Origin of the sequence: Streptomyces griseoluteus (assembly GCF_004784465.1) — a bacterium.
Taxonomy (GTDB): Bacteria; Actinomycetota; Actinomycetes; order Streptomycetales; family Streptomycetaceae; genus Streptomyces; species Streptomyces griseoluteus.
On record NZ_SRRU01000006.1, the window covers coordinates 55,204 to 73,225 of the forward strand.

General features: G+C 71.3%; 15 protein-coding genes. 11 read left to right on the forward strand and 4 right to left on the reverse strand.

Annotated elements, in window-relative coordinates; genetic code table 11:
- The first annotated feature begins 81 nt into the window (after positions 1-81).
- The 4 genes from E5082_RS17435 (at position 82) to E5082_RS17450 (ending at position 6,579) form a co-directional block, all read left to right on the forward strand.
- Complete coding sequence (locus tag E5082_RS17435; protein ID WP_135792181.1) at positions 82-1,491, forward strand: diaminobutyrate--2-oxoglutarate transaminase family protein; 1,410 nt, start codon at positions 82-84, stop codon at positions 1,489-1,491.
- A gap of 225 nt (positions 1,492-1,716) precedes the next feature.
- Positions 1,717-3,642: an IucA/IucC family protein gene (locus tag E5082_RS17440; protein ID WP_135792182.1), complete on the forward strand. Its 1,926-nt coding sequence runs from the start codon at positions 1,717-1,719 to the stop codon at positions 3,640-3,642.
- Between the two features lie 22 nt (positions 3,643-3,664).
- Positions 3,665-4,441 carry a GNAT family N-acetyltransferase gene (locus E5082_RS17445; RefSeq protein ID WP_135792183.1) on the forward strand — a complete coding sequence of 259 codons (777 nt, stop codon included), beginning with the start codon at positions 3,665-3,667 and terminating at the stop codon, positions 4,439-4,441.
- A 161-nt stretch (positions 4,442-4,602) separates the two neighbouring features.
- Positions 4,603-6,579, forward strand: a complete 1,977-nt coding sequence (locus E5082_RS17450; RefSeq protein WP_135792184.1) for an ATP-dependent DNA helicase — start codon at positions 4,603-4,605, stop codon at positions 6,577-6,579.
- 135 nt (positions 6,580-6,714) lie between these two features.
- On the opposite strand, the gene lexA is transcribed toward E5082_RS17450, so the two are convergent.
- Positions 6,715-7,491: a transcriptional repressor LexA gene (gene lexA / locus E5082_RS17455; RefSeq protein WP_130337366.1), complete on the reverse strand. Its 777-nt coding sequence runs from the start codon at positions 7,489-7,491 to the stop codon at positions 6,715-6,717.
- Positions 7,492-8,072: 581 nt separating this feature from the next.
- Between lexA and nrdR the strand changes: the two genes are divergently transcribed.
- Both nrdR and E5082_RS17465 read left to right on the forward strand, forming a co-directional pair.
- Positions 8,073-8,633 carry a transcriptional regulator NrdR gene (gene nrdR, locus E5082_RS17460; protein WP_130337364.1) on the forward strand — a complete coding sequence of 187 codons (561 nt, stop codon included), beginning with the start codon at positions 8,073-8,075 and terminating at the stop codon, positions 8,631-8,633.
- 124 nt (positions 8,634-8,757) lie between these two features.
- Positions 8,758-11,658 (forward strand): vitamin B12-dependent ribonucleotide reductase, encoded by a 2,901-nt coding sequence (locus E5082_RS17465; protein WP_135792185.1) that lies wholly within the window; start codon positions 8,758-8,760, stop codon positions 11,656-11,658.
- Between the two features lie 127 nt (positions 11,659-11,785).
- Here the strand turns inward: E5082_RS17465 and E5082_RS17470 are convergent, their stop codons facing one another.
- Positions 11,786-12,319, reverse strand: a complete 534-nt coding sequence (locus tag E5082_RS17470; protein ID WP_135792186.1) for a TerD family protein — start codon at positions 12,317-12,319, stop codon at positions 11,786-11,788.
- 150 nt (positions 12,320-12,469) lie between these two features.
- Here E5082_RS17470 and E5082_RS17475 point away from each other — a divergent pair, with 150 nt between their 5' ends.
- The 5 genes from E5082_RS17475 (at position 12,470) to E5082_RS17495 (ending at position 16,228) form a co-directional block, all read left to right on the forward strand.
- Positions 12,470-13,075, forward strand: a complete 606-nt coding sequence (locus E5082_RS17475) for a YdbC family protein (RefSeq protein WP_086691818.1) — start codon at positions 12,470-12,472, stop codon at positions 13,073-13,075.
- 81 nt (positions 13,076-13,156) lie between these two features.
- Positions 13,157-13,816, forward strand: coding sequence for a histidine phosphatase family protein (locus E5082_RS17480; RefSeq protein WP_135792187.1), 660 nt, complete (start codon positions 13,157-13,159; stop codon positions 13,814-13,816).
- Positions 13,817-13,828: 12 nt separating this feature from the next.
- Positions 13,829-14,740 carry an ADP-ribosylglycohydrolase family protein gene (locus E5082_RS17485; protein WP_135792188.1) on the forward strand — a complete coding sequence of 304 codons (912 nt, stop codon included), beginning with the start codon at positions 13,829-13,831 and terminating at the stop codon, positions 14,738-14,740.
- Positions 14,741-14,824: 84 nt separating this feature from the next.
- Positions 14,825-15,526, forward strand: coding sequence for a ribonuclease HII (locus tag E5082_RS17490; protein ID WP_135792189.1), 702 nt, complete (start codon positions 14,825-14,827; stop codon positions 15,524-15,526).
- Positions 15,527-15,595: 69 nt separating this feature from the next.
- Positions 15,596-16,228: a hypothetical protein gene (locus E5082_RS17495; RefSeq protein WP_135792190.1), complete on the forward strand. Its 633-nt coding sequence runs from the start codon at positions 15,596-15,598 to the stop codon at positions 16,226-16,228.
- A gap of 144 nt (positions 16,229-16,372) precedes the next feature.
- On the opposite strand, the gene E5082_RS17500 is transcribed toward E5082_RS17495, so the two are convergent.
- Both E5082_RS17500 and E5082_RS17505 read right to left on the reverse strand, forming a co-directional pair.
- Positions 16,373-16,993: a hypothetical protein gene (locus E5082_RS17500; RefSeq protein WP_086694594.1), complete on the reverse strand. Its 621-nt coding sequence runs from the start codon at positions 16,991-16,993 to the stop codon at positions 16,373-16,375.
- A 262-nt stretch (positions 16,994-17,255) separates the two neighbouring features.
- Positions 17,256-17,960 carry a ScbR family autoregulator-binding transcription factor gene (locus E5082_RS17505; RefSeq protein ID WP_135792191.1) on the reverse strand — a complete coding sequence of 235 codons (705 nt, stop codon included), beginning with the start codon at positions 17,958-17,960 and terminating at the stop codon, positions 17,256-17,258.
- Positions 17,961-18,022: the final 62 nt, after the last annotated feature.

Consider the following 18,022-nt stretch of genomic DNA (forward strand, 5'->3'; position numbering starts at 1 on the left):
TGTTGGTAGCCGTGGGGGACCGCTGCCTGCGCACGTCCCCGTCGAGCAACTCGCCTCTGGACAGCGGGAGGACAGCGAGCCGTGGCCGTGACCGAGTCGGAGGCCGACAGCACCAACCGGGGAACTCCGGCCGTGCACGAGGGGATTCTCAGGCGCCAGTCGGCGCGCGAGTCCGCCGCGCGTACCTATGCCCGGGCCCTGCCCATCGTGCCCGTGCGGGCGCGTGGCCTCACCATCGAGGGCGCGGACGGCCGTCGATACCTCGACTGTCTCTCCGGCGCCGGAGCGCTGGCCCTCGGCCATAACCACCCCGTGGTGCTGGAGGCCATCCGCAAGGTCCTCGACTCCGGCGCGCCCCTCTCCGTGCTGGACCTGGCGACCCCGGTGAAGGACGCCTTCATCACCGAGCTGTTCCACACCCTGCCGGCCGGGTTCGCCGACCGGGCCCGCGTGCAGTTCTGCGGCCCGGCCGGGACCGACGCCGTCGAGGCCGCCCTCAAACTGGTCCGGGCCGCGACGGGGCGCAGCGGCATCCTCGCCTTCACCGGCGCCTACCACGGCATGACCGCGGGCGCCCTGGCCGCGTCCGGCGGTGCCCCCGACCTCCAGGTGGGCCGCCTGCCCTATCCGCAGGACTACCGCTGCCCCTTCGGTGTCGGGGGCCCGCGCGGCGCCGAACTCGCCGCCCGCTGGACCGAGTCGGTCCTCGACGACCCCAAGTCGGGTGTGCCCCACCCGGCCGGGATGATCCTCGAACCCGTCCAGGGGGAGGGCGGAGTGATCCCGGCGCCGGACGACTGGCTGCGCCGGATGCGCCGGGTCACCGCCGACCGGTCGATCCCCCTGATCGCGGACGAGGTCCAGACCGGCGTCGGCCGCACCGGCGCCTTCTGGGCCGTCGACCACAGTGGGATCACCCCCGACGTGATGGTCCTGTCCAAGGCCATCGGCGGCAGTCTCCCGCTGGCCGTCATCGTCTACCGCGAGGAACTCGACGTCTGGCAGCCCGGCGCCCACGCGGGCACCTTCCGGGGCAACCAGCTCGCCATGGCCGCGGGCACCGCCACCCTCGCCTACGTCCGCGAGCACGGCCTCGCCGAACGAGCAGCCACCCTCGGCGCTCGCATGCTGACCCAACTCCGTCAGCTGCAGCACGAGTTCGCTTGTGTGGGAGACGTGCGGGGGCGGGGGCTGATGATCGGGGTCGAGCTGATCGACCCCGCAGCCGCGTCCGTACCGGAAGCACGCGGCTCCGAGCCGGACGGCTGGGACTCCGCCACGGCGCCTCACCCCGCCGATCCCGAACTCGCCGCCGCCGTCCAGCGCGAGTGCCTCGACCGGGGCCTGATCGTGGAACTCGGCGGCCGCCACAACAGTGTCGTACGGCTCCTTCCGCCGCTGACCATCAGCGACGAGCAGGCGTCGGCCGTACTGGACCGCCTCGCCGACGCGGTGACCGCCGCGAACCGCGACCACCAGCGCACGGGCTAGCCCCGCCAGGCCGGCCCACCGCCGACGCGCATCATCCGCGCGCGTCGGCGGAGAGCGGCGAACCCACCTCCCGGCATCGCCACACCAGCCCCACCACGGCCGACCCCGGAACCGTGCCTGGCGCGCGTCGGCACCCTCTGCTCTCGTCACCGCCCCACCTCTCATCCGCCCTGCGAAATCCCTCCGCGACCGAACCCGCACCCGCATCACCCCCGAGGAACTGTCATGAACGCCACCCCCGCACCCGACGGCCGTTCCGAGACCCCCGACGAACCGGCGGACCCCGGCAGCGCCCCCGTACCGCTCGCCGACGCGGTGCCGCACCAGAAGCGGCGCACACCGGTCGCCGGATGGCCCGACGAGCCGGACGCCGATCCACTGGAGGCCCCCGACCCGCACACCGCGGCCCAGGCGGCGGCGGTGGAGAACCTCCTGCGCTGCTGGGTACGTGAGACCGGCCTCGCGGCCCCGGACAACGGCACCCTGCGCATCCCGCTCCCGGCCAGCGGCACGGCCCTCGTCACCCCCGTCCGGCACTGGTCCCCGACCGGCTGGCACCGCTTCGGCCCGCCCCGGCTCGCCGGCGCCCCTGAACAAGCCCCCTCCGTCGACGCCGTCACCCTCGCCGCCCTCCTCACCCGCGAGAGCCCCGGCCGGACGGACCCCGCCGAGCCCCAGGGCACCGCCCCGGCGGACGGCGCCGATCTCGTCGCCCGTGTCGCCGACTCACAACGCCGCACCGCCACCTTCCTGCACGACCGCCGCGCCCACCCCGAGGACGGCCCCGACCTCTTCCTCAGCGCCGAACAGGCCCTCCTCCTCGGCCACCCCCTGCACCCCACCCCGAAGAGCCGCGAGGAACTCACCGACGCCGAAGCCCGGCAGTACGCGCCGGAACTCCGCGGCTCCTTCCCCCTGCACTGGATGGCCGTCGCCCCCTCCCTGCTCGCCTCCGACTCGGCCTGGACCGAACGCGGCCGCCCCGTCCCCGCCGGCCAGCTACTCCGCCGGCTCGCCGGAACCGACCTGCCCCTGCCCGACGGCTACAGCGCCCTCCCCCTGCACCCCTGGCAGGCCCGCGACGTACGGCACCGCCCGCCGGTCGCCGCCCTGCTGAACTCCGGCCTCCTCCGCGACCTCGGCCCCTTCGGTTCGCTCTGGCACCCCACCTCCTCCGTACGGACCGTCCACCGCTCGGGCTCCCCGGCGATGCTCAAGCTGTCGCTCGGCCTGCGCATCACCAACTCCCGCCGGGAGAACCTCCGCAAGGAACTCCACCGGGGCGTCGAGGTGCACCGTCTGCTGCGTGCCGGGCTGGCGAAGCAGTGGCAGGCCGCCCACCCCGGTTTCGACATCGTCCGCGACCCCGCCTGGCTCGCCGTGGACACACCGGACGGACTGCCCGTGCCCGGCCTCGACGTGATGATCAGGCACAATCCCTTCGCTCCCACCGACGACATCGGCTGCGTCGCCGGACTCGTCTCCCCACGCCCGGACTTCGAGCCGAGTCCGACGACAGGTCCCCGGGGGCTCCGCTCCCGCCTGGCCCGGCTCGTCGCGCGGCTCGCCGCCCGCACCGGCCGTCCGGTGGGCGCGGTCGCCGCCGAGTGGTTCCTGCGCTACCTCGAACAGGTCGTCCGGCCCGTGCTCTGGCTCGACGGCGAGGCGGGGATCGCGCTGGAGGCGCACCAGCAGAACACCCTGCTCCGCCTCGACCAGGACGGCTGGCCGGCCGGCGGCCGCTACCGCGACAACCAGGGCTACTACTTCCGCGAGTCCCGCCGGGGTGAACTCGACGCCCGGCTGCCGGGCATCGGAGAGCGCAGCGACACCTTCGTCTCCGACGGGGTCACCGACGAACGCTTCGCCTACTACCTCGCCGTCAACAACGTGTTCGGCCTGATCGGTGCCTTCGGCTCCCAGCGCCTGGCCGACGAACACCTCCTCCTCGCCGCGTTCCGCCGCTTCCTCACCGCCGCCGCCTCCGGCCCCACCGCCCTGCGCAGCTCCCTGCCGGGCAACCTGCTCGACTCGCCCGTACTGCGCTGCAAGGCCAACCTGCTGACCCGGCTGCACGGCCTGGACGAACTCGTCGGACCCGTCGACACCCAGTCCGTCTACGTCACCATCGCCAACCCCCTTCATTCCTGATCCTCTTCATCCACCCGCCCCCATGAGAGGAGCGCATGTGTCCCTCACCGACACCGGCGCCGCCGAAGCCCTGCCCGTCCCGGTCGCCCCCGACTGCCCGGGCAGCGCCGACACCGGGGCGAGCGCGCTCCTATGGGACAGTGAAGAGACACTGGACCTGCGCCTGCCCGCCGAATTCACCGCGCTGCGCTCCACGTTGCCCGGCCAGGCGACCTCACCCCGCGACGGGGACCTGCTGGACGGCATCCACACCTGGGGTCCAATCCCCACTCCCGTGGGCACCTTTGAGCTGGCCCCCCTCCGCCTCGACCGCGATCTCCCCCTCATCCACGGGTGGATGAATGACCCGGCAGTCGCGGAGTTCTGGGAGCTGGCCGGACCCCAGGGCCGGACCGAGCGCCACCTCCGCGCGCAACTCGACGGCGACGGACGCAGCGTGCCCTGCCTGGGCACGCTCGACGGCACCGCCATGAGCTACTGGGAGATCTACCGGGCCGACCTCGACCCGCTGGCCCGCTTCTACCGGGCGCGCCCGCACGACACGGGTATCCACCTGCTCATCGGGGACGCCGCGCACCGGGGGCGAGGGCTCGGCTCCGCCCTGCTCACGGCCGTGGCCGAGCTGGTTATGGAACGCCGCCGCGCCTGCACACGCGTCGTCGCGGAACCTGACATTCGCAACACCCCCTCGGTGACCGCTTTCCGCAAGGCCGGGTTCCGGTGCCGGGCGGAGGTCGATCTGCCCGGCAAGCGGGCCGCCCTCATGATCCGGGACCGGGTCCGGCAGGAACCCTCGTAGCACCACGTGATCGGGTGCTCACCTGTTGTACGTGCGGCGGTTCCGACGAGTTCCCGCTTTCCCGGAAAAAAGTTCAGGAGTTCGAAGGTGTTCTCATCCCGCTCCGCCCGCCCCGGCGCGCGGGCACGATTGTCAGTGCGGGGCCGTAGGGTGGTCGGGCTATGACGAAGCCCTCACTCCCCGAACTCCTCCACGCCGCCGTCTCCGCCGTCGGCGGCACGGAGCGCCCCGGCCAGGTGACCATGGCCGAAGCGGTCGCCGAGGCGATCGACGACACCTCCCACCTGCTGGTCCAGGCGGGTACCGGCACCGGTAAGTCGCTCGGTTATCTCGTGCCCGCGCTCGCGCACGGGGAGCGGGTCGTCGTCGCCACCGCCACGCTCGCGCTCCAGCGCCAGCTCGTGGAGCGCGACCTGCCACGCACGGTCGACGCCTTGCATTCACTGCTACGGCGCCGGCCGGAGTTCGCCATGCTCAAGGGCCGCTCCAACTATCTGTGTCTGCACCGGCTGCACGAGGGCATGCCGCAGGACGAGGAGGACGGGCTCTTCGACCAGTTCGAGGCGGCCGCCCCCACCAGCAAGCTGGGCCAGGACCTGCTCCGCCTGCGTGACTGGTCCGACGAGACGGAGAACGGCGACCGGGACGACCTCACGCCGGGCGTCTCCGACCGGGCCTGGGCCCAGGTGTCGGTGTCGTCACGCGAGTGCCTCGGCGCCTCGAAGTGCGCGTACGGGGCCGAGTGCTTCGCGGAGATGGCCCGTGAGCGCGCCAAGCTCGCGGACGTCGTGGTGACCAACCACGCGCTGCTGGCGATCGACGCCATCGAGGGCGCCCCGGTGCTGCCGCAGCACGAGGTGCTGATCGTGGACGAGGCGCACGAACTCGTCTCCCGGGTGACCGGCGCCGCCACCGGCGAGCTCACCCCCGGCCAGGTCAACCGGGCGGTCCGCCGCTCGGCCAAGCTCGTCAACGAGAAGGCCGCCGACCAGCTCCAGACCGCCGCCGAGGGCTTCGAGCGGCTGATGGAGCTGGCCCTGCCGGGCCGCCTGGAGGAGATCCCGGAGGACCTCGGCTACGCCCTGGCCGCCCTGCGCGACGCGGCCCGCACGGTGATCACCGCGCTCGGCTCGACGCGCGACAAGTCCGTCCAGGACGAGGACGCCGTCCGCAAGCAGGCGGTGGCCTCCGTCGAGACGGTGTACGCCGTCGCCGAGCGGGTGCTGAACGGCTCGGAGTGGGACGTCGTCTGGTACGAGCGCCACGACCGCTTCGGCGCCTCCCTGCGGGTCGCCCCGATGTCGGTCTCCGGACTCCTCCGCGAGAAGCTCTTCACCGACCGCAGCGTCGTCCTCACCTCGGCGACCCTGAAGCTCGGTGGCGACTTCAACGGTGTCGGCGCCTCACTGGGCCTGGCTCCGGAGGGCACCGAGGGCGACGACCTGCCGCAGTGGAAGGGCATCGACGTCGGCTCGCCCTTCGACTACCGCAAGCAGGGCATCCTCTACATCGCCAGGCACCTGGCCCGCCCCGCCCGGGACGGCGACCGCGGTGACATGCTGGACGAGCTGACCGAGCTGATCCAGGCCGCCGGCGGCCGCACGCTCGGCCTGTTCTCCTCCATGCGGGCCGCCCAGCTCGCGGCGGAGGAACTGCGGGTGCGCATCCCCGAGTTCCCCATCCTCCTCCAGGGCGAGGAGACGCTCGGCGAGCTGATCAAGAACTTCGCGGCCGACCCCCGTACCTGCCTCTTCGGCACGCTGTCGCTGTGGCAGGGCGTGGATGTGCCGGGGCCCAGTTGTCAGCTCGTGGTCATGGACAAGATCCCGTTCCCCCGTCCCGACGATCCGCTGATGAGCGCCCGCCAGAAGGCGGTGGAGGACGCGGGGGGCAACGGGTTCATGGCGGTCGCGGCCACCCACGCCGCGCTGCTCATGGCCCAGGGCGCCGGCCGGCTCGTCCGGGCGTCCGGGGACCGTGGTGTGGTCGCGGTCCTGGACCAGCGGCTGGCGACCGCTCGCTACGGGTCGTACCTGAAGGCGTCTCTGCCCGACTTCTGGACCACGACCGACCGCAATCAGGTACGCAAGTCGCTCGCGGCGATCGACGCGATGGCCAAGCAGGCCGAGGAGGAGTGAGCCTGAGGCGGGGGCGCCCCGGTGTACGGGCCCGCTCCCGTCGTTGACGGCAATGGCAGGGCCCCGGAACCGGCGCAGGGGTTCCGGGGCCCGGTACAGGGGGACGAGCCGGGGGGGGCTTGTCCGGTGCGGGCGTCACACGCGGCGGAGCACCGCGACGACCTTGCCGAGGATGGTGGCGTCGTCGCCGGGGATGGGCTCATAGGCCGCGTTGTGCGGGAGGAGCCAGACATGGCCGTCCTCGCGCTTGAAGCGCTTGACCGTGGCCTCGCCGTCGAGCATGGCGGCCACGATGTCGCCGTTCTCCGCGACGGGCTGGCGGCGGACCGTGACCCAGTCGCCGTCGCAGATAGCGGCCTCGATCATGGAGTCACCGACGACCTTGAGGACGAACAGCTCACCGTCGCCGACGAGCTGCCGGGGGAGGGGGAAGACGTCCTCGACGGACTCCTCGGCGAGGATCGGGCCACCGGCCGCGATACGGCCGACCAACGGGACGTACGACGCGGCGGGCTTGCCGGCGGTGTCCGTGGGCTGCACGCTGACCGCCTGGTCGGAGCCGCGCACCTCGTACGCGCGGGGCCGGTGCGGGTCGCGGCGCAGGAAGCCCTTGCGCTCCAGAGCCATGAGCTGGTGCGCGACCGAGGAGGTGCTGGAGAGGCCGACGGCCTGGCCGATCTCCCGCATGGACGGCGGGTAGCCACGACGCTGCACGGAGTCGCGGATGACCTCGATCACCCGGCGCTGTCGGTCGGTGAGCCCCGAGCTGTCCGCGCGGATGCCTGGAGGTCGGCCCGGCAGGGAGCGCTTGTGGCCCTCGGGCGCGGCTTCGTTCATCGCGTGCACCGACTCCACCCGGCCCTGGGAGCGGTCCTGGGCGGTGATGGCGGCACTGTCTGCGGTCGTGGTCACGTCGGCCCCTCTCGATGGTCTCCCTGCTGCACAACGGTAGTGGCTTTCGAAAGGTTGCGCCAAACACACGTTCGAGTGAAAAAGTGCGATTCGCCTGACGCGATCAAGTGTCCGGGTGTATGGCTTGCGCGACGTCCGGCGGGCAAAAGTGCTCATTGTGTACTCTTCACCGCCGGGGCGAATGGCCTCGCGGTCGTCGCCAGTGTGCCATTCGAACGGTGACCGACCGGTGGCCGGGTCCATCCGCGGTGTGATCCCCGCCGTAATTCCCCGAGCGCTTCGCGCGGTGTTCACGGTATCCCCGTGGGTGCGCGCGGCTGTGTGGAACGCTCTTGCGTGTCGCCCCGGCGCCTCCTCGGACCGCTCCCGGCAGCTCTGTCCACAGCGACACGCGCATCCGCCGCGAAATCTGGGCCATCCCTACATCTAGTGGTGAGACGGCTACAGGCCCCCACAAGTTGTGGTTGATCTTCGACCCCGGGTCTTCCGGGCCTCTTCGATCGCCTATGCTTGGGGCTGCTTCGTGAGGCCCCTGAGGTCCGGCGAGGCCATCGAGTCTGCTGTGAGGAGGGTTGGAGATCATGCACTGCCCCTTCTGCAGGCACCCCGACAGCCGGGTGGTCGACAGTCGTACGACCGACGACGGTACGTCGATCCGCAGGCGCCGCCAGTGCCCCGACTGCTCCCGTCGTTTCACGACCGTGGAGACGTGTTCGCTCATGGTGGTGAAGCGGTCCGGCGTCACCGAGCCGTTCAGCCGCACCAAGGTGATCAACGGTGTGCGCAAAGCGTGCCAGGGACGTCCCGTCACCGAGGACGCGCTCGCCCAGCTCGGCCAGCGGGTCGAGGAGGCGGTGCGGGCCACCGGGAGTGCCGAGCTGACCACCCACGACGTGGGGCTGGCCATACTCGGCCCGCTGCAGGAGCTCGACCTCGTCGCCTATCTGCGGTTCGCCTCGGTCTACCGGGCGTTCAACTCGCTGGAGGACTTCGAGGCCGCCATCGCCGAACTGCGCGAAGCGACGCCGGACCCCGCCGCGGACGACGGACACGTCGAGGACGCGGCCTCGGGGAGCCAGGAAGACCAGAGCGGGACGGGACGGACCACCCAGGTCCCCGTGCCCGCACGCGCCGCCGACTGACCGGCCGGCGCACCGAAGACCTGTCGCGGGTCGTAGCTGAGGGTGCCCGCGACACCAGACAGACCACGTGCCCTGGGAACATCGGGGCATTTCAGGGCGTTTTCGCCCGTACATGGGAGGCGGCATGACAGAGACGGCGAGCGGTCCGGCACGAGGTTCCCGCACCAAGGGCACCAAGGCCGGCAAGGGGCTGCGCGTCGAGCGCATCCACACCACCCCCGGCGTGCACCCGTACGACGAGGTGGCGTGGGAGCCCCGTGACGTCGTCATGACCAACTGGCGCGACGGCTCGATCAACTTCGAGCAGCGTGGCGTCGAGTTCCCCGACTTCTGGTCGGTGAACGCGGTCAACATCGTCACCAGCAAGTACTTCCGGGGTGCCGTGGGCACCCCGCAGCGCGAGACCGGGCTCAAGCAGCTCATCGACCGCATCGTGAAGACGTACCGCAAGGCCGGCGAGGACCACTCCTACTTCGCCTCGCCCGCCGATGCCGAGATCTTCGAGCACGAGCTGGCCTACGCCCTGCTGCACCAGATCTTCAGCTTCAACAGCCCGGTCTGGTTCAACGTCGGCACGCCGCAGCCCCAGCAGGTCTCCGCCTGCTTCATCCTGTCCGTCGACGACTCCATGGAGTCGATCCTCGACTGGTACAAGGAAGAGGGCATGATCTTCAAGGGCGGTTCGGGCGCCGGTCTGAACCTGTCCCGCATCCGCTCCTCCAAGGAGCTGCTCTCCTCGGGCGGCAACGCCTCCGGTCCCGTCTCCTTCATGCGGGGCGCCGACGCCTCCGCCGGAACCATCAAGTCCGGTGGCGCCACCCGCCGCGCGGCCAAGATGGTCGTCCTCGACGTCGATCACCCCGACATCGAGGACTTCATCCAGACGAAGGTCAGCGAGGAGGAGAAGATCCGCGTCCTGCGCGACGCGGGCTTCGACATGGACCTGGGCGGCGACGACATCACGTCCGTCCAGTACCAGAACGCCAACAACTCGGTCCGCGTGAACGACGAGTTCATGCGCGCGGTCGAGAACGGCACCGACTTCGGCCTGCGGGCCCGTATGACCGGTGAGGTCATCGAGGAGGTCGACGCCAAGGCGCTCTTCCGCAAGATCGCCGAGGCGGCCTGGGCCTGTGCCGACCCGGGCATCCAGTACGACGACATGATCAACAACTGGCACACCTGCCCCGAGTCCGGCCGGATCACCGCGTCGAACCCGTGCAGCGAGTACATGCACCTGGACAACACGTCCTGCAACCTGGCCTCGCTGAACCTGATGAAGTTCCTGAAGGACGACGGCAAGGGCAACCAGTCCTTCGAGACCGAGCGCTTCCAGAAGGTCGTCGAGCTGGTCATCACCGCGATGGACATCTCGATCTGCTTCGCGGACTTCCCGACCCAGAAGATCGGCGAGAACACCCGCGCCTTCCGCCAGCTCGGCATCGGCTACGCCAACCTCGGCGCCCTGCTGATGGCGACCGGCCACGCGTACGACTCCGACGGCGGCCGCGCCCTCGCCGGTGCCATCACCTCCCTGATGACCGGCACCGCCTACCGCCGCTCCGCCGAACTGGCCGCGGTCGTCGGCCCGTACGACGGCTACGCCCGCAACGCCGACGCCCACAAGCGCGTCATGAAGCAGCACGCCGACGCCAACGCCGTGGCCGTCCACATGGACGACCTGGACAACCCCGTGTGGGCCGCCGCCACCGAGGCGTGGCAGGACGTGGTGCGCCTGGGCGAGAAGAACGGTTTCCGTAACTCGCAGGCGTCCGTGCTCGCCCCGACCGGCACCATCGGTCTGGCGATGTCCTGCGACACCACCGGTGTCGAGCCGGACCTCGCGCTGGTGAAGTTCAAGAAGCTCGTCGGCGGCGGCTCGATGCAGATCGTCAACGGCACCGTGCCGCAGGCCCTGCGCCGCCTGGGCTACCAGGAGGAGCAGATCGAGGCGATCGTCGCCCACATCGCCGAGAACGGCAATGTGATCGACGCCCCCGGTCTCAAGCCCGAGCACTACGAGGTGTTCGACTGCGCCATGGGCGAGCGGGCCATCTCCCCGATGGGCCACGTCCGCATGATGGCCGCGATCCAGCCCTGGATCTCCGGCGCCATCTCCAAGACGGTCAACATGCCGGAGACGGCGACCGTCGAGGAGGTCGAGGAGATCTACTTCGAGGCGTGGAAGCTGGGCGTCAAGGCGCTCGCCATCTACCGCGACAACTGCAAGGTCGGCCAGCCGCTCTCCGCCAAGAAGAAGGAGCAGGAGAAGGCCGAGGTCACCGAGAAGGCCGAGGCGACCATCCGCGAGGCCGTGGAGAAGGTCGTTGAGTACCGCCCCGTCCGCAAGCGTCTGCCCAAGGGCCGTCCCGGCATCACCACGTCCTTCACGGTCGGCGGCGCCGAGGGCTACATGACCGCCAACTCCTACCCGGACGACGGTCTCGGCGAGGTCTTCCTGAAGATGTCCAAGCAGGGCTCGACGCTCGCGGGCATGATGGACGCCTTCTCCATCGCCGTGTCGGTGGGCCTCCAGTACGGCGTGCCGCTGGAGACCTACGTCTCGAAGTTCACCAACATGCGCTTCGAGCCGGCCGGTATGACGGACGACCCGGACGTGCGGATGGCGCAGTCGATCGTCGACTACATCTTCCGTCGCCTGGCGCTGGACTTCCTCCCCTTCGAGACCCGCTCCGCGCTCGGCATCCACTCCGCCGAGGAGCGTCAGCGTCACCTGGAGACCGGTTCGTACGAGCCGTCCCTCGAGGAGGACGAGGTCGACGTCGAGGGTCTGGCCCAGTCCGCCCCGCGTCACACCGAGCTGACGGCCGTGGCCACTCCGAAGGCCGAGTCGGAGGCCGCCAAGCCGGCCCCCAGGCAGGCGCACACCAGCGCCGAGCTGGTCGAGATGCAGCTCGGCATCCAGGCCGACGCTCCGCTCTGCTTCTCCTGCGGCACCAAGATGCAGCGCGCCGGCTCCTGCTACATCTGCGAGGGCTGCGGCTCGACCAGCGGTTGCAGCTGATCAACGGCTGAGCCCGTGACACGGGCCCGGTGAAGGGGCGTCGGCCAGTGGGCCGGCGCCCCTTTCGCCGTCAGGGGTGCACGGGACGGCCGAGGGCGCGTACACGCCGGCCGGGGCGTCGAAATGCTCAAGTACGACGTTTGGAGCCCATCACCCGAGTAAACGTGGCCGGGTCCTCGTCGAAGCCGTGGACGCCCGGGTGGAAGGTCCATTCGCCCGAGGTGTCGCGGGTGAACTCGGCGACCACGGCAGCCGTGGCGTCCCGGGCAGCGGTGAAGTCGGCTTCGAAGAGGGTTGTGTAGCCCTCCGCGACGCGGACCGCGGGGTTGAGGACCGAGGCGAACGTGCTGCGGTTCGGACTCTGCTGGATGACGACTCCGACCACCACGCGCGCGTAGCGGGCGTCCAGGCGGCCGAGTTCGAGCTTCATGACCTCGTCCCAGCCGAACCCCTTGCCGTCGGGGCTGTCCCGGTTGAGGAAGATCGTGCCGTCCGGGGAGCGGCTGTCGAAGTGCACCAGATAGGCCGGTTCCCCGTACGCGTCCGCCGCCGTGAACGTCGCGGCGACGATGTCCAGGTCGGAGGGCGGACGCCCCGCCGGACTGGGGTCCCACTTGAGCGCGACCTCGACCTCGCGGATTCCCTTGCTGACCCCGGTCACCAGGCTTCCCCTTCCCCCTGAAGCGCCATCATCCCCAACTCCCTTGTCGCTGGGACTTCTTCCCATCGTGTCACGCATATGACACCGGTGCGCGGGCGAACTCCGCCAGAGCGTGACCGACGCCACGCCCGGTGGCCTTACGATGGCGCGGTGCTGGTCAAGTGGATTCGCTGCACCGTAGTGGACCGTCGCGGGTTCGAGCGCGGGCAGCGGAAATGGGCGGGGCTTCTGGGGGAGCCGGGGTTTCGGGGACAGGGCGGAGGCTGGAGCCGGCACCGGCCGGGAGTGGCGCACATCTTCGCCTTCTGGGAGAGCCGCGCCTTCTACGACTCCTTCATGGCCCGCTCGCACGACCGGCTGGCCGCGTCCCAGTCCGGCACGTTCAAGGACTCCCAGGCCAAGCTGTTCGAGTACCGCTTCGACGTGAAGACCGGCTTCGAGCCCCGGTTCACCGACGCCGACCTGGTCCGGGTCGCCCTGTGCCGGGTCCACGAGGAACGGGTCGAGCACTTCACGCTGATGCAGGAGAAGGTCTGGAACCCCGCGATGGCCGGCTCTCCCGGCATGATCCGGGGCATGTTCGGCGAGGCGGCCGAACACGACTTCCTGGTGCTGTCGATGTGGCGCGCGGCGGCCGAACACGGAAAGTACCGCACCGAACGCGTGGAGCGGCTGGCCCTGCGCGCCCAGACCGAGGCCGACATCGCCTCCCTCACCGGCGACATCGTGGAGCTGGAGCCCTCCTGGACGGTCTGAGCCGGGTGAGCGGTGTGACCTACACCGTATGAAGGCCGTACGAGTGCACGGCTCCGCCCCGCTCCCCGTAGGGTTTCCGACATGGCACGACCACGGCGCATCGTCCTTGTCCGGCACGGGGAGTCAGTGGGCAACGTCGATGACTCCGTGTACGAGCGCGAGCCCGACCACGCCCTCGCGCTCACCGACCGCGGCCGGGAGCAGGCGGAGGAGACCGGCAGGCACCTGCGGGAGATCTTCGGCGACGAGCGCGTGAGCGTCTACGTCTCCCCGTACCGTCGCACCCACGAGACGCTGGACGCCTTCCGGCTCGACCCGGACCTCATACGGGTGCGCGAGGAGCCCCGGCTGCGCGAGCAGGACTGGGGCAACTGGCAGGAACGCGACGACGTGAAGCTGCAGAAGGCGTACCGGGACGCGTACGGCCACTTCTTCTTCCGCTTCCCGCAGGGCGAGTCCGGCGCCGACGTCTACGACCGGGTCGGCGGCTTCCTGGAGAGCCTGTTCCGCAGCTTCGAGGAGCCCGACCACCCGCCGAACGTCCTCCTGGTGACGCACGGCCTGGCGATGCGGCTGTTCTGCATGCGGTGGTTCCACTGGACGGTGGCCGACTTCGAGTCACTGTCGAATCCGGGGAACGCCGAGGTGCGCATGCTCGTTCTCGGGGAGGACGGCAAGTACGCCCTGGACAAGCCCTTCGAGCGCTGGCGGGACCCGGTCCCGCACTGGATCGGCGGATAGGCTGGCGGGAAGATGATCCCTGAATCCTCCTCCCTCCCCTCCGGGCGCCTGGAGCGCGCCCTGGCCAGTCTGCGTGGCCTCTCGGTGGGCGACGCGCTCGGCTCCCAGTTCTTCGTCCCGGCCAACCACCCGCTGCTCAAGCGGCGCGAGCTGCCCGCCGGGCCCTGGCAGTGGACCGACGACACGGAGATGGCCTGCTCCGTCGTCTCGGTCCTGGCCGCGCACCAGATGGTCCACCAGGACGAACTGGCCCGGTCCTTCGCCGATCACCACGACTTCGACCGGGGCTACGGCCCCGCCGTGAACCGCCTCCTCCGGCTCGTCCGCGAAGGCGCCGACTGGCGTGAACTCGCCGCCCAGCTCTTCGACGGCCGGGGCTCCTGGGGCAACGGCGCCGCGATGCGCATCGCGCCCCTGGGCGCCTGGTACGCCGACGACCCCGAGCAGGCGACCCACCAGGCAGAGGTCTCCGCCTACATCACCCACCAGCACCGCGAGGCGGTGGCCGGCGCCATGGCCGTGGCCGCCGCCGCATCGCTGGCGGCCGCTGCGGGCGGCCCGCCGGCTCCCGAGGCCCTGCTGGACGGCGTGATCGCCCTGGTGCCCCGGAGCGCCGTGGGCGCCGGTCTGCGCCGCGCGCGGGACATGCTCGACTACGGGGACGCGGCCACCGTGGCGGCCGTCCTCGGCTGCGGGCGCCGGACCAGCGCGCACGACACCGTCCCCTTCGCCCTGTGGTCGGCCGCGCGGGCCCTCGGCGACTTCGAGCACGCCTTCTGGACGACCGCACAGGTCGGCGGGGACGTGGACACGACGTGCGCGATCGTCGGCGGCGTCCTGGCCGCTGGAGCGGCGGGAGCGCCGCCCGCTGAGTGGCTGGAACGGACCGAGGCGCTGCCGGAGTGGGTGCCGGGCCGCGCGTGACGCGCGGGTCGCCGCTCGGATGTTCCCGGCTAGGTGGGGCCGGGGTGTCGGGGCGGCGGCGGGGCGGCGTAGTCTGAGTCCGCCATGCCGTACGAACCACCCACTCATACCGTCGAGCGCTCCCTTCGCGCCACGACCGGGGCGAAGGTCATCGCCGGCGTCGACGAAGTGGGGCGGGGTGCCTGGGCCGGACCCGTCACCGTCTGCGCGGCGGTCACCGGACTGCGCCGCCCGCCCGAAGGGCTCACCGACTCCAAGCTCCTGACGGTCAAGCGCCGTACGGAGCTGGACGGGATACTGCGGTCCTGGGTGACGGCCTTCGCCCTCGGTCACGCCTCTGCGGAGGAGATCGACGACCTGGGCATGACCGCCGCCCTGCGGCTGGCCGCCGTCCGCGCCCTGGAAGCCCTGCCGGTCCGGCCCGAGGCCGTCATCCTCGACGGCAAGCACGACTACCTCGGTGCCCCCTGGCGGGTGCGCACGGTGATCAAGGGCGACCAGTCCTGTGTGGCCGTCGCGGCGGCCTCGGTGATCGCCAAGGTGTACCGCGACAAAATGATGGCCGAACTCGGTGCCGGCCATGCAGACTTCGGATTCGCGGACAACGCCGGGTATCCGTCGCCGGTGCACAAGGCCGCACTGGAGGAGCGGGGCCCCACCCCGTACCACCGCCTGTCGTGGGCGTATCTTGATGCGCTGCCCCGGTGGCGGCACCTCAAGAAGGTCCGCAGCCTCGTGGACGGCGGCGTCCCGGTGATCGAGGGCCAGCTCGGCTTCGATTTCTGACGCTTCCGCCCGCCGCCGATGTGCCACCCGGCCATCGGCGTCGTACCAACGTTTGATAAAAATCAGCTCATGCCTCTCCTTCCCGAGGAGCCTCAGATTCACGAGAGTGCCCAGGGTCCCGTCGCGACTCCGGCCAGCAGCCGCGTCGCACCGACCCCTCGTCCCGTACCCGGCCCCCGCCCCGCGGCTCCGGCCCGCCCCGGCCGGCCCGGCCCCCCGCGGCCCGCGCCGCCGGCGCAGCGCGCGCCGCGTGACGTGTCCCCGGCCAAGCCGGGCCCGTCGGGTCCGGCCGTTCCCGCCGCTCCCGCGGCCGGTCCCCAGATCCAGCTGATCCCGGCCTCGGCCGAGGGCGCGCTCGACGCCGCCGAGGAGGCGCTGGACCTGCTGCTCGACTCCGGCCGCGCCCCCGGCGAGGTGCTGGTGCTCACCACCGGTGCCCGGCACCCGTGGGCCGAGCACGAACTGTCCTTCGGCGAGGCGTCCTACTGGGCGCAGCACGACGCCGGTGACGACGTCTTCTACGCCGACGGCGCCATGGCCGCCCGTGCCGCCTCCCGGCCCGTGGTCATCGTCGCCGTCAACGGAGACGACGCCGCCGCTGCCGCCACCGCCCTGCCGGTCGCCCACACGCGGGCCGGAGCCCTGCTGATCGTCTGCGGCGACCCGCAGCAGATCAACGCGGTGCTGGGCGCCGGGGTCTGACCCCACCGCACGACCGACGGCGCCGCACGCGCCGGACAGCCGCTCCGCCGTGACAAGGCAGCGGGCGGCTGCTCGGCCCGCGCGGCGCCGCAGTGGTTTCCCGGCGCACGGTGCCGAAGTGCCCGGCGCCGGGCAGGAGTTCGCTCAGCGGGCCGCGGCCCGGCGCATGACCTCGGAGACGGGGCCGCCGGTGCGCGGCATCAGGGGCGGCGACTCGGACAGGGCGAAGGACTCCGGGGCGGAGTGCGCGTGGGGATGGCGTCCGCCGCGCCCCTCGCCGAGCACCTGCCAGCCGTCGTGCGTCAGCGTGATGTACGCGCCGCAGCGCAGCCCGTGCAGCGTGCAGGCGTCACGCAGCCCCCACATCCAGGCGCCGTCCTCCTCCGTCCAGCGCGCGTCGCCCTCGCGGCAGTACAGCAGCACGGCGGTGCGCACCGGGGTCCGGCGGCGCAGATCGTGCGGGATGACCCGGCGCAACTGGTCCAGCAGCGCGTTGCGGAACATCCAGCCGTCCGCCGGGGCGGAGCGCCGGGTGAACGAGGCGCTGGCCAGCAGCCGTTCGTCCGGATCGAGGACGGCCACGATCGCGGTGGACGGCCGCGGGCGATGGCGGACGTGCAGGCCGCTGACGACCTCGCGCGGGTTGCGCAGCAGGGGGATTCCGGCGGCGGCCCACTCCGCGGGTTCGAGCAGGCGGCTGACGGAAGCGGCGGACGCGGACGTCGACAACGAGGCCGCCGAGGACGAGGCGAATCCGAAGGTCACGTTCCTCCCTTCGGCTACGCGCCCACACTGCGGGCGAGGTCGGAATTCGGGGGAGCGCGCACCGCAGTGAAGCCCAGCCGGAACACGGGCGAGCCGTGCGGGGAGCGGACTTCAATTCTTCCTGTCGAACTTGATTGCGGCAACGAGCAATTGAGGCCGCCGACACTTATCTGATGGTCCGGGGCTTATATCCCTACCCACAGAGACCACGGACGACGCCTGTGACGGCACGAGGGCCGCTGACGGGCCGCCGGAGGGAGTTTCAGGCGCTGATGCGAGCAGAGGGTTCGCCCTCGTCCTCCTCGCCTTCCTCCGCCTCCGCGGGCCGCTGGGCCAGCAGGCGCTCGGCGCGGTCCGGAGCGAGGTCCAGGGTGGGCATGAGCTGGGGGAGAGTGATGCTGGGCAGCAGGTGTCTCAGCAGGACCGTCACCCGCTCGTCGAGGTCGGCGCGCTCGCACAGGATCTGCGACATCCACTGGATGCCGGTGAAGGAGCCGGCGAGCAATTCGGCGGTCTCCGCCGGGTCCACGTGCGGCAGCAGCTCGCCGCGCTCCCGCGCCTCCGCGAGCAACTGGGTCAGCCGGTTCGCCCAGGACTGGAACGGCGTGCCGTGGAACGGGTTGCTGCGCTCCGGCCCCTCTCCCCACTGGTCCATCGCCAGGCCCACGCTGGCCCGCGTCAACGGGTCGTGCCGTAGCTGGTGCGCGAACAGCAGCCCCTGGTCGATGAGTTCCTGCATCTTGGTGCGCTGCGGCGGCAACGGGCCCACTTCGAGCTGGGCCGCGATCACCCCGAGGGCCAGCTCCTCCTTGGAGGCGAAGTGGAAGTACAGGCCACCCTTCGTGACCCCGGCGCGCGCGAGGATCTCGGTGATCGTGGCGGCGCTGTAACCGCGTTCGTCGAAGACGGCGGCCGCTGCCAGCAGAATCGTCTTGCGGGTCTGGATCGCGCGTGCTTGGCGTGCCATGGGCTGTCGCCCCTGTTTCTATGTCAGAGCTTGGTCAGGTTCGCACACGAAGAGAACCGGAC

Coding starts and splice junctions, on each gene's coding strand:
- E5082_RS17440 (WP_135792182.1), top strand. CDS start 1,717: ATGAACGCCACCCCCGCACCCGACGGCCGTTCCGAGACCCCCGACGAA.
- E5082_RS17445 (WP_135792183.1), top strand. CDS start 3,665: ATGAGAGGAGCGCATGTGTCCCTCACCGACACCGGCGCCGCCGAAGCC.
- E5082_RS17450 (WP_135792184.1), top strand. CDS start 4,603: ATGACGAAGCCCTCACTCCCCGAACTCCTCCACGCCGCCGTCTCCGCC.
- nrdR (WP_130337364.1), top strand. CDS start 8,073: ATGCACTGCCCCTTCTGCAGGCACCCCGACAGCCGGGTGGTCGACAGT.
- E5082_RS17465 (WP_135792185.1), top strand. CDS start 8,758: ATGACAGAGACGGCGAGCGGTCCGGCACGAGGTTCCCGCACCAAGGGC.
- E5082_RS17480 (WP_135792187.1), top strand. CDS start 13,157: ATGGCACGACCACGGCGCATCGTCCTTGTCCGGCACGGGGAGTCAGTG.
- E5082_RS17485 (WP_135792188.1), top strand. CDS start 13,829: ATGATCCCTGAATCCTCCTCCCTCCCCTCCGGGCGCCTGGAGCGCGCC.
- E5082_RS17490 (WP_135792189.1), top strand. CDS start 14,825: ATGCCGTACGAACCACCCACTCATACCGTCGAGCGCTCCCTTCGCGCC.
- E5082_RS17495 (WP_135792190.1), top strand. CDS start 15,596: ATGCCTCTCCTTCCCGAGGAGCCTCAGATTCACGAGAGTGCCCAGGGT.
- E5082_RS17505 (WP_135792191.1), bottom strand. CDS start 17,960: ATGGCACGCCAAGCACGCGCGATCCAGACCCGCAAGACGATTCTGCTG.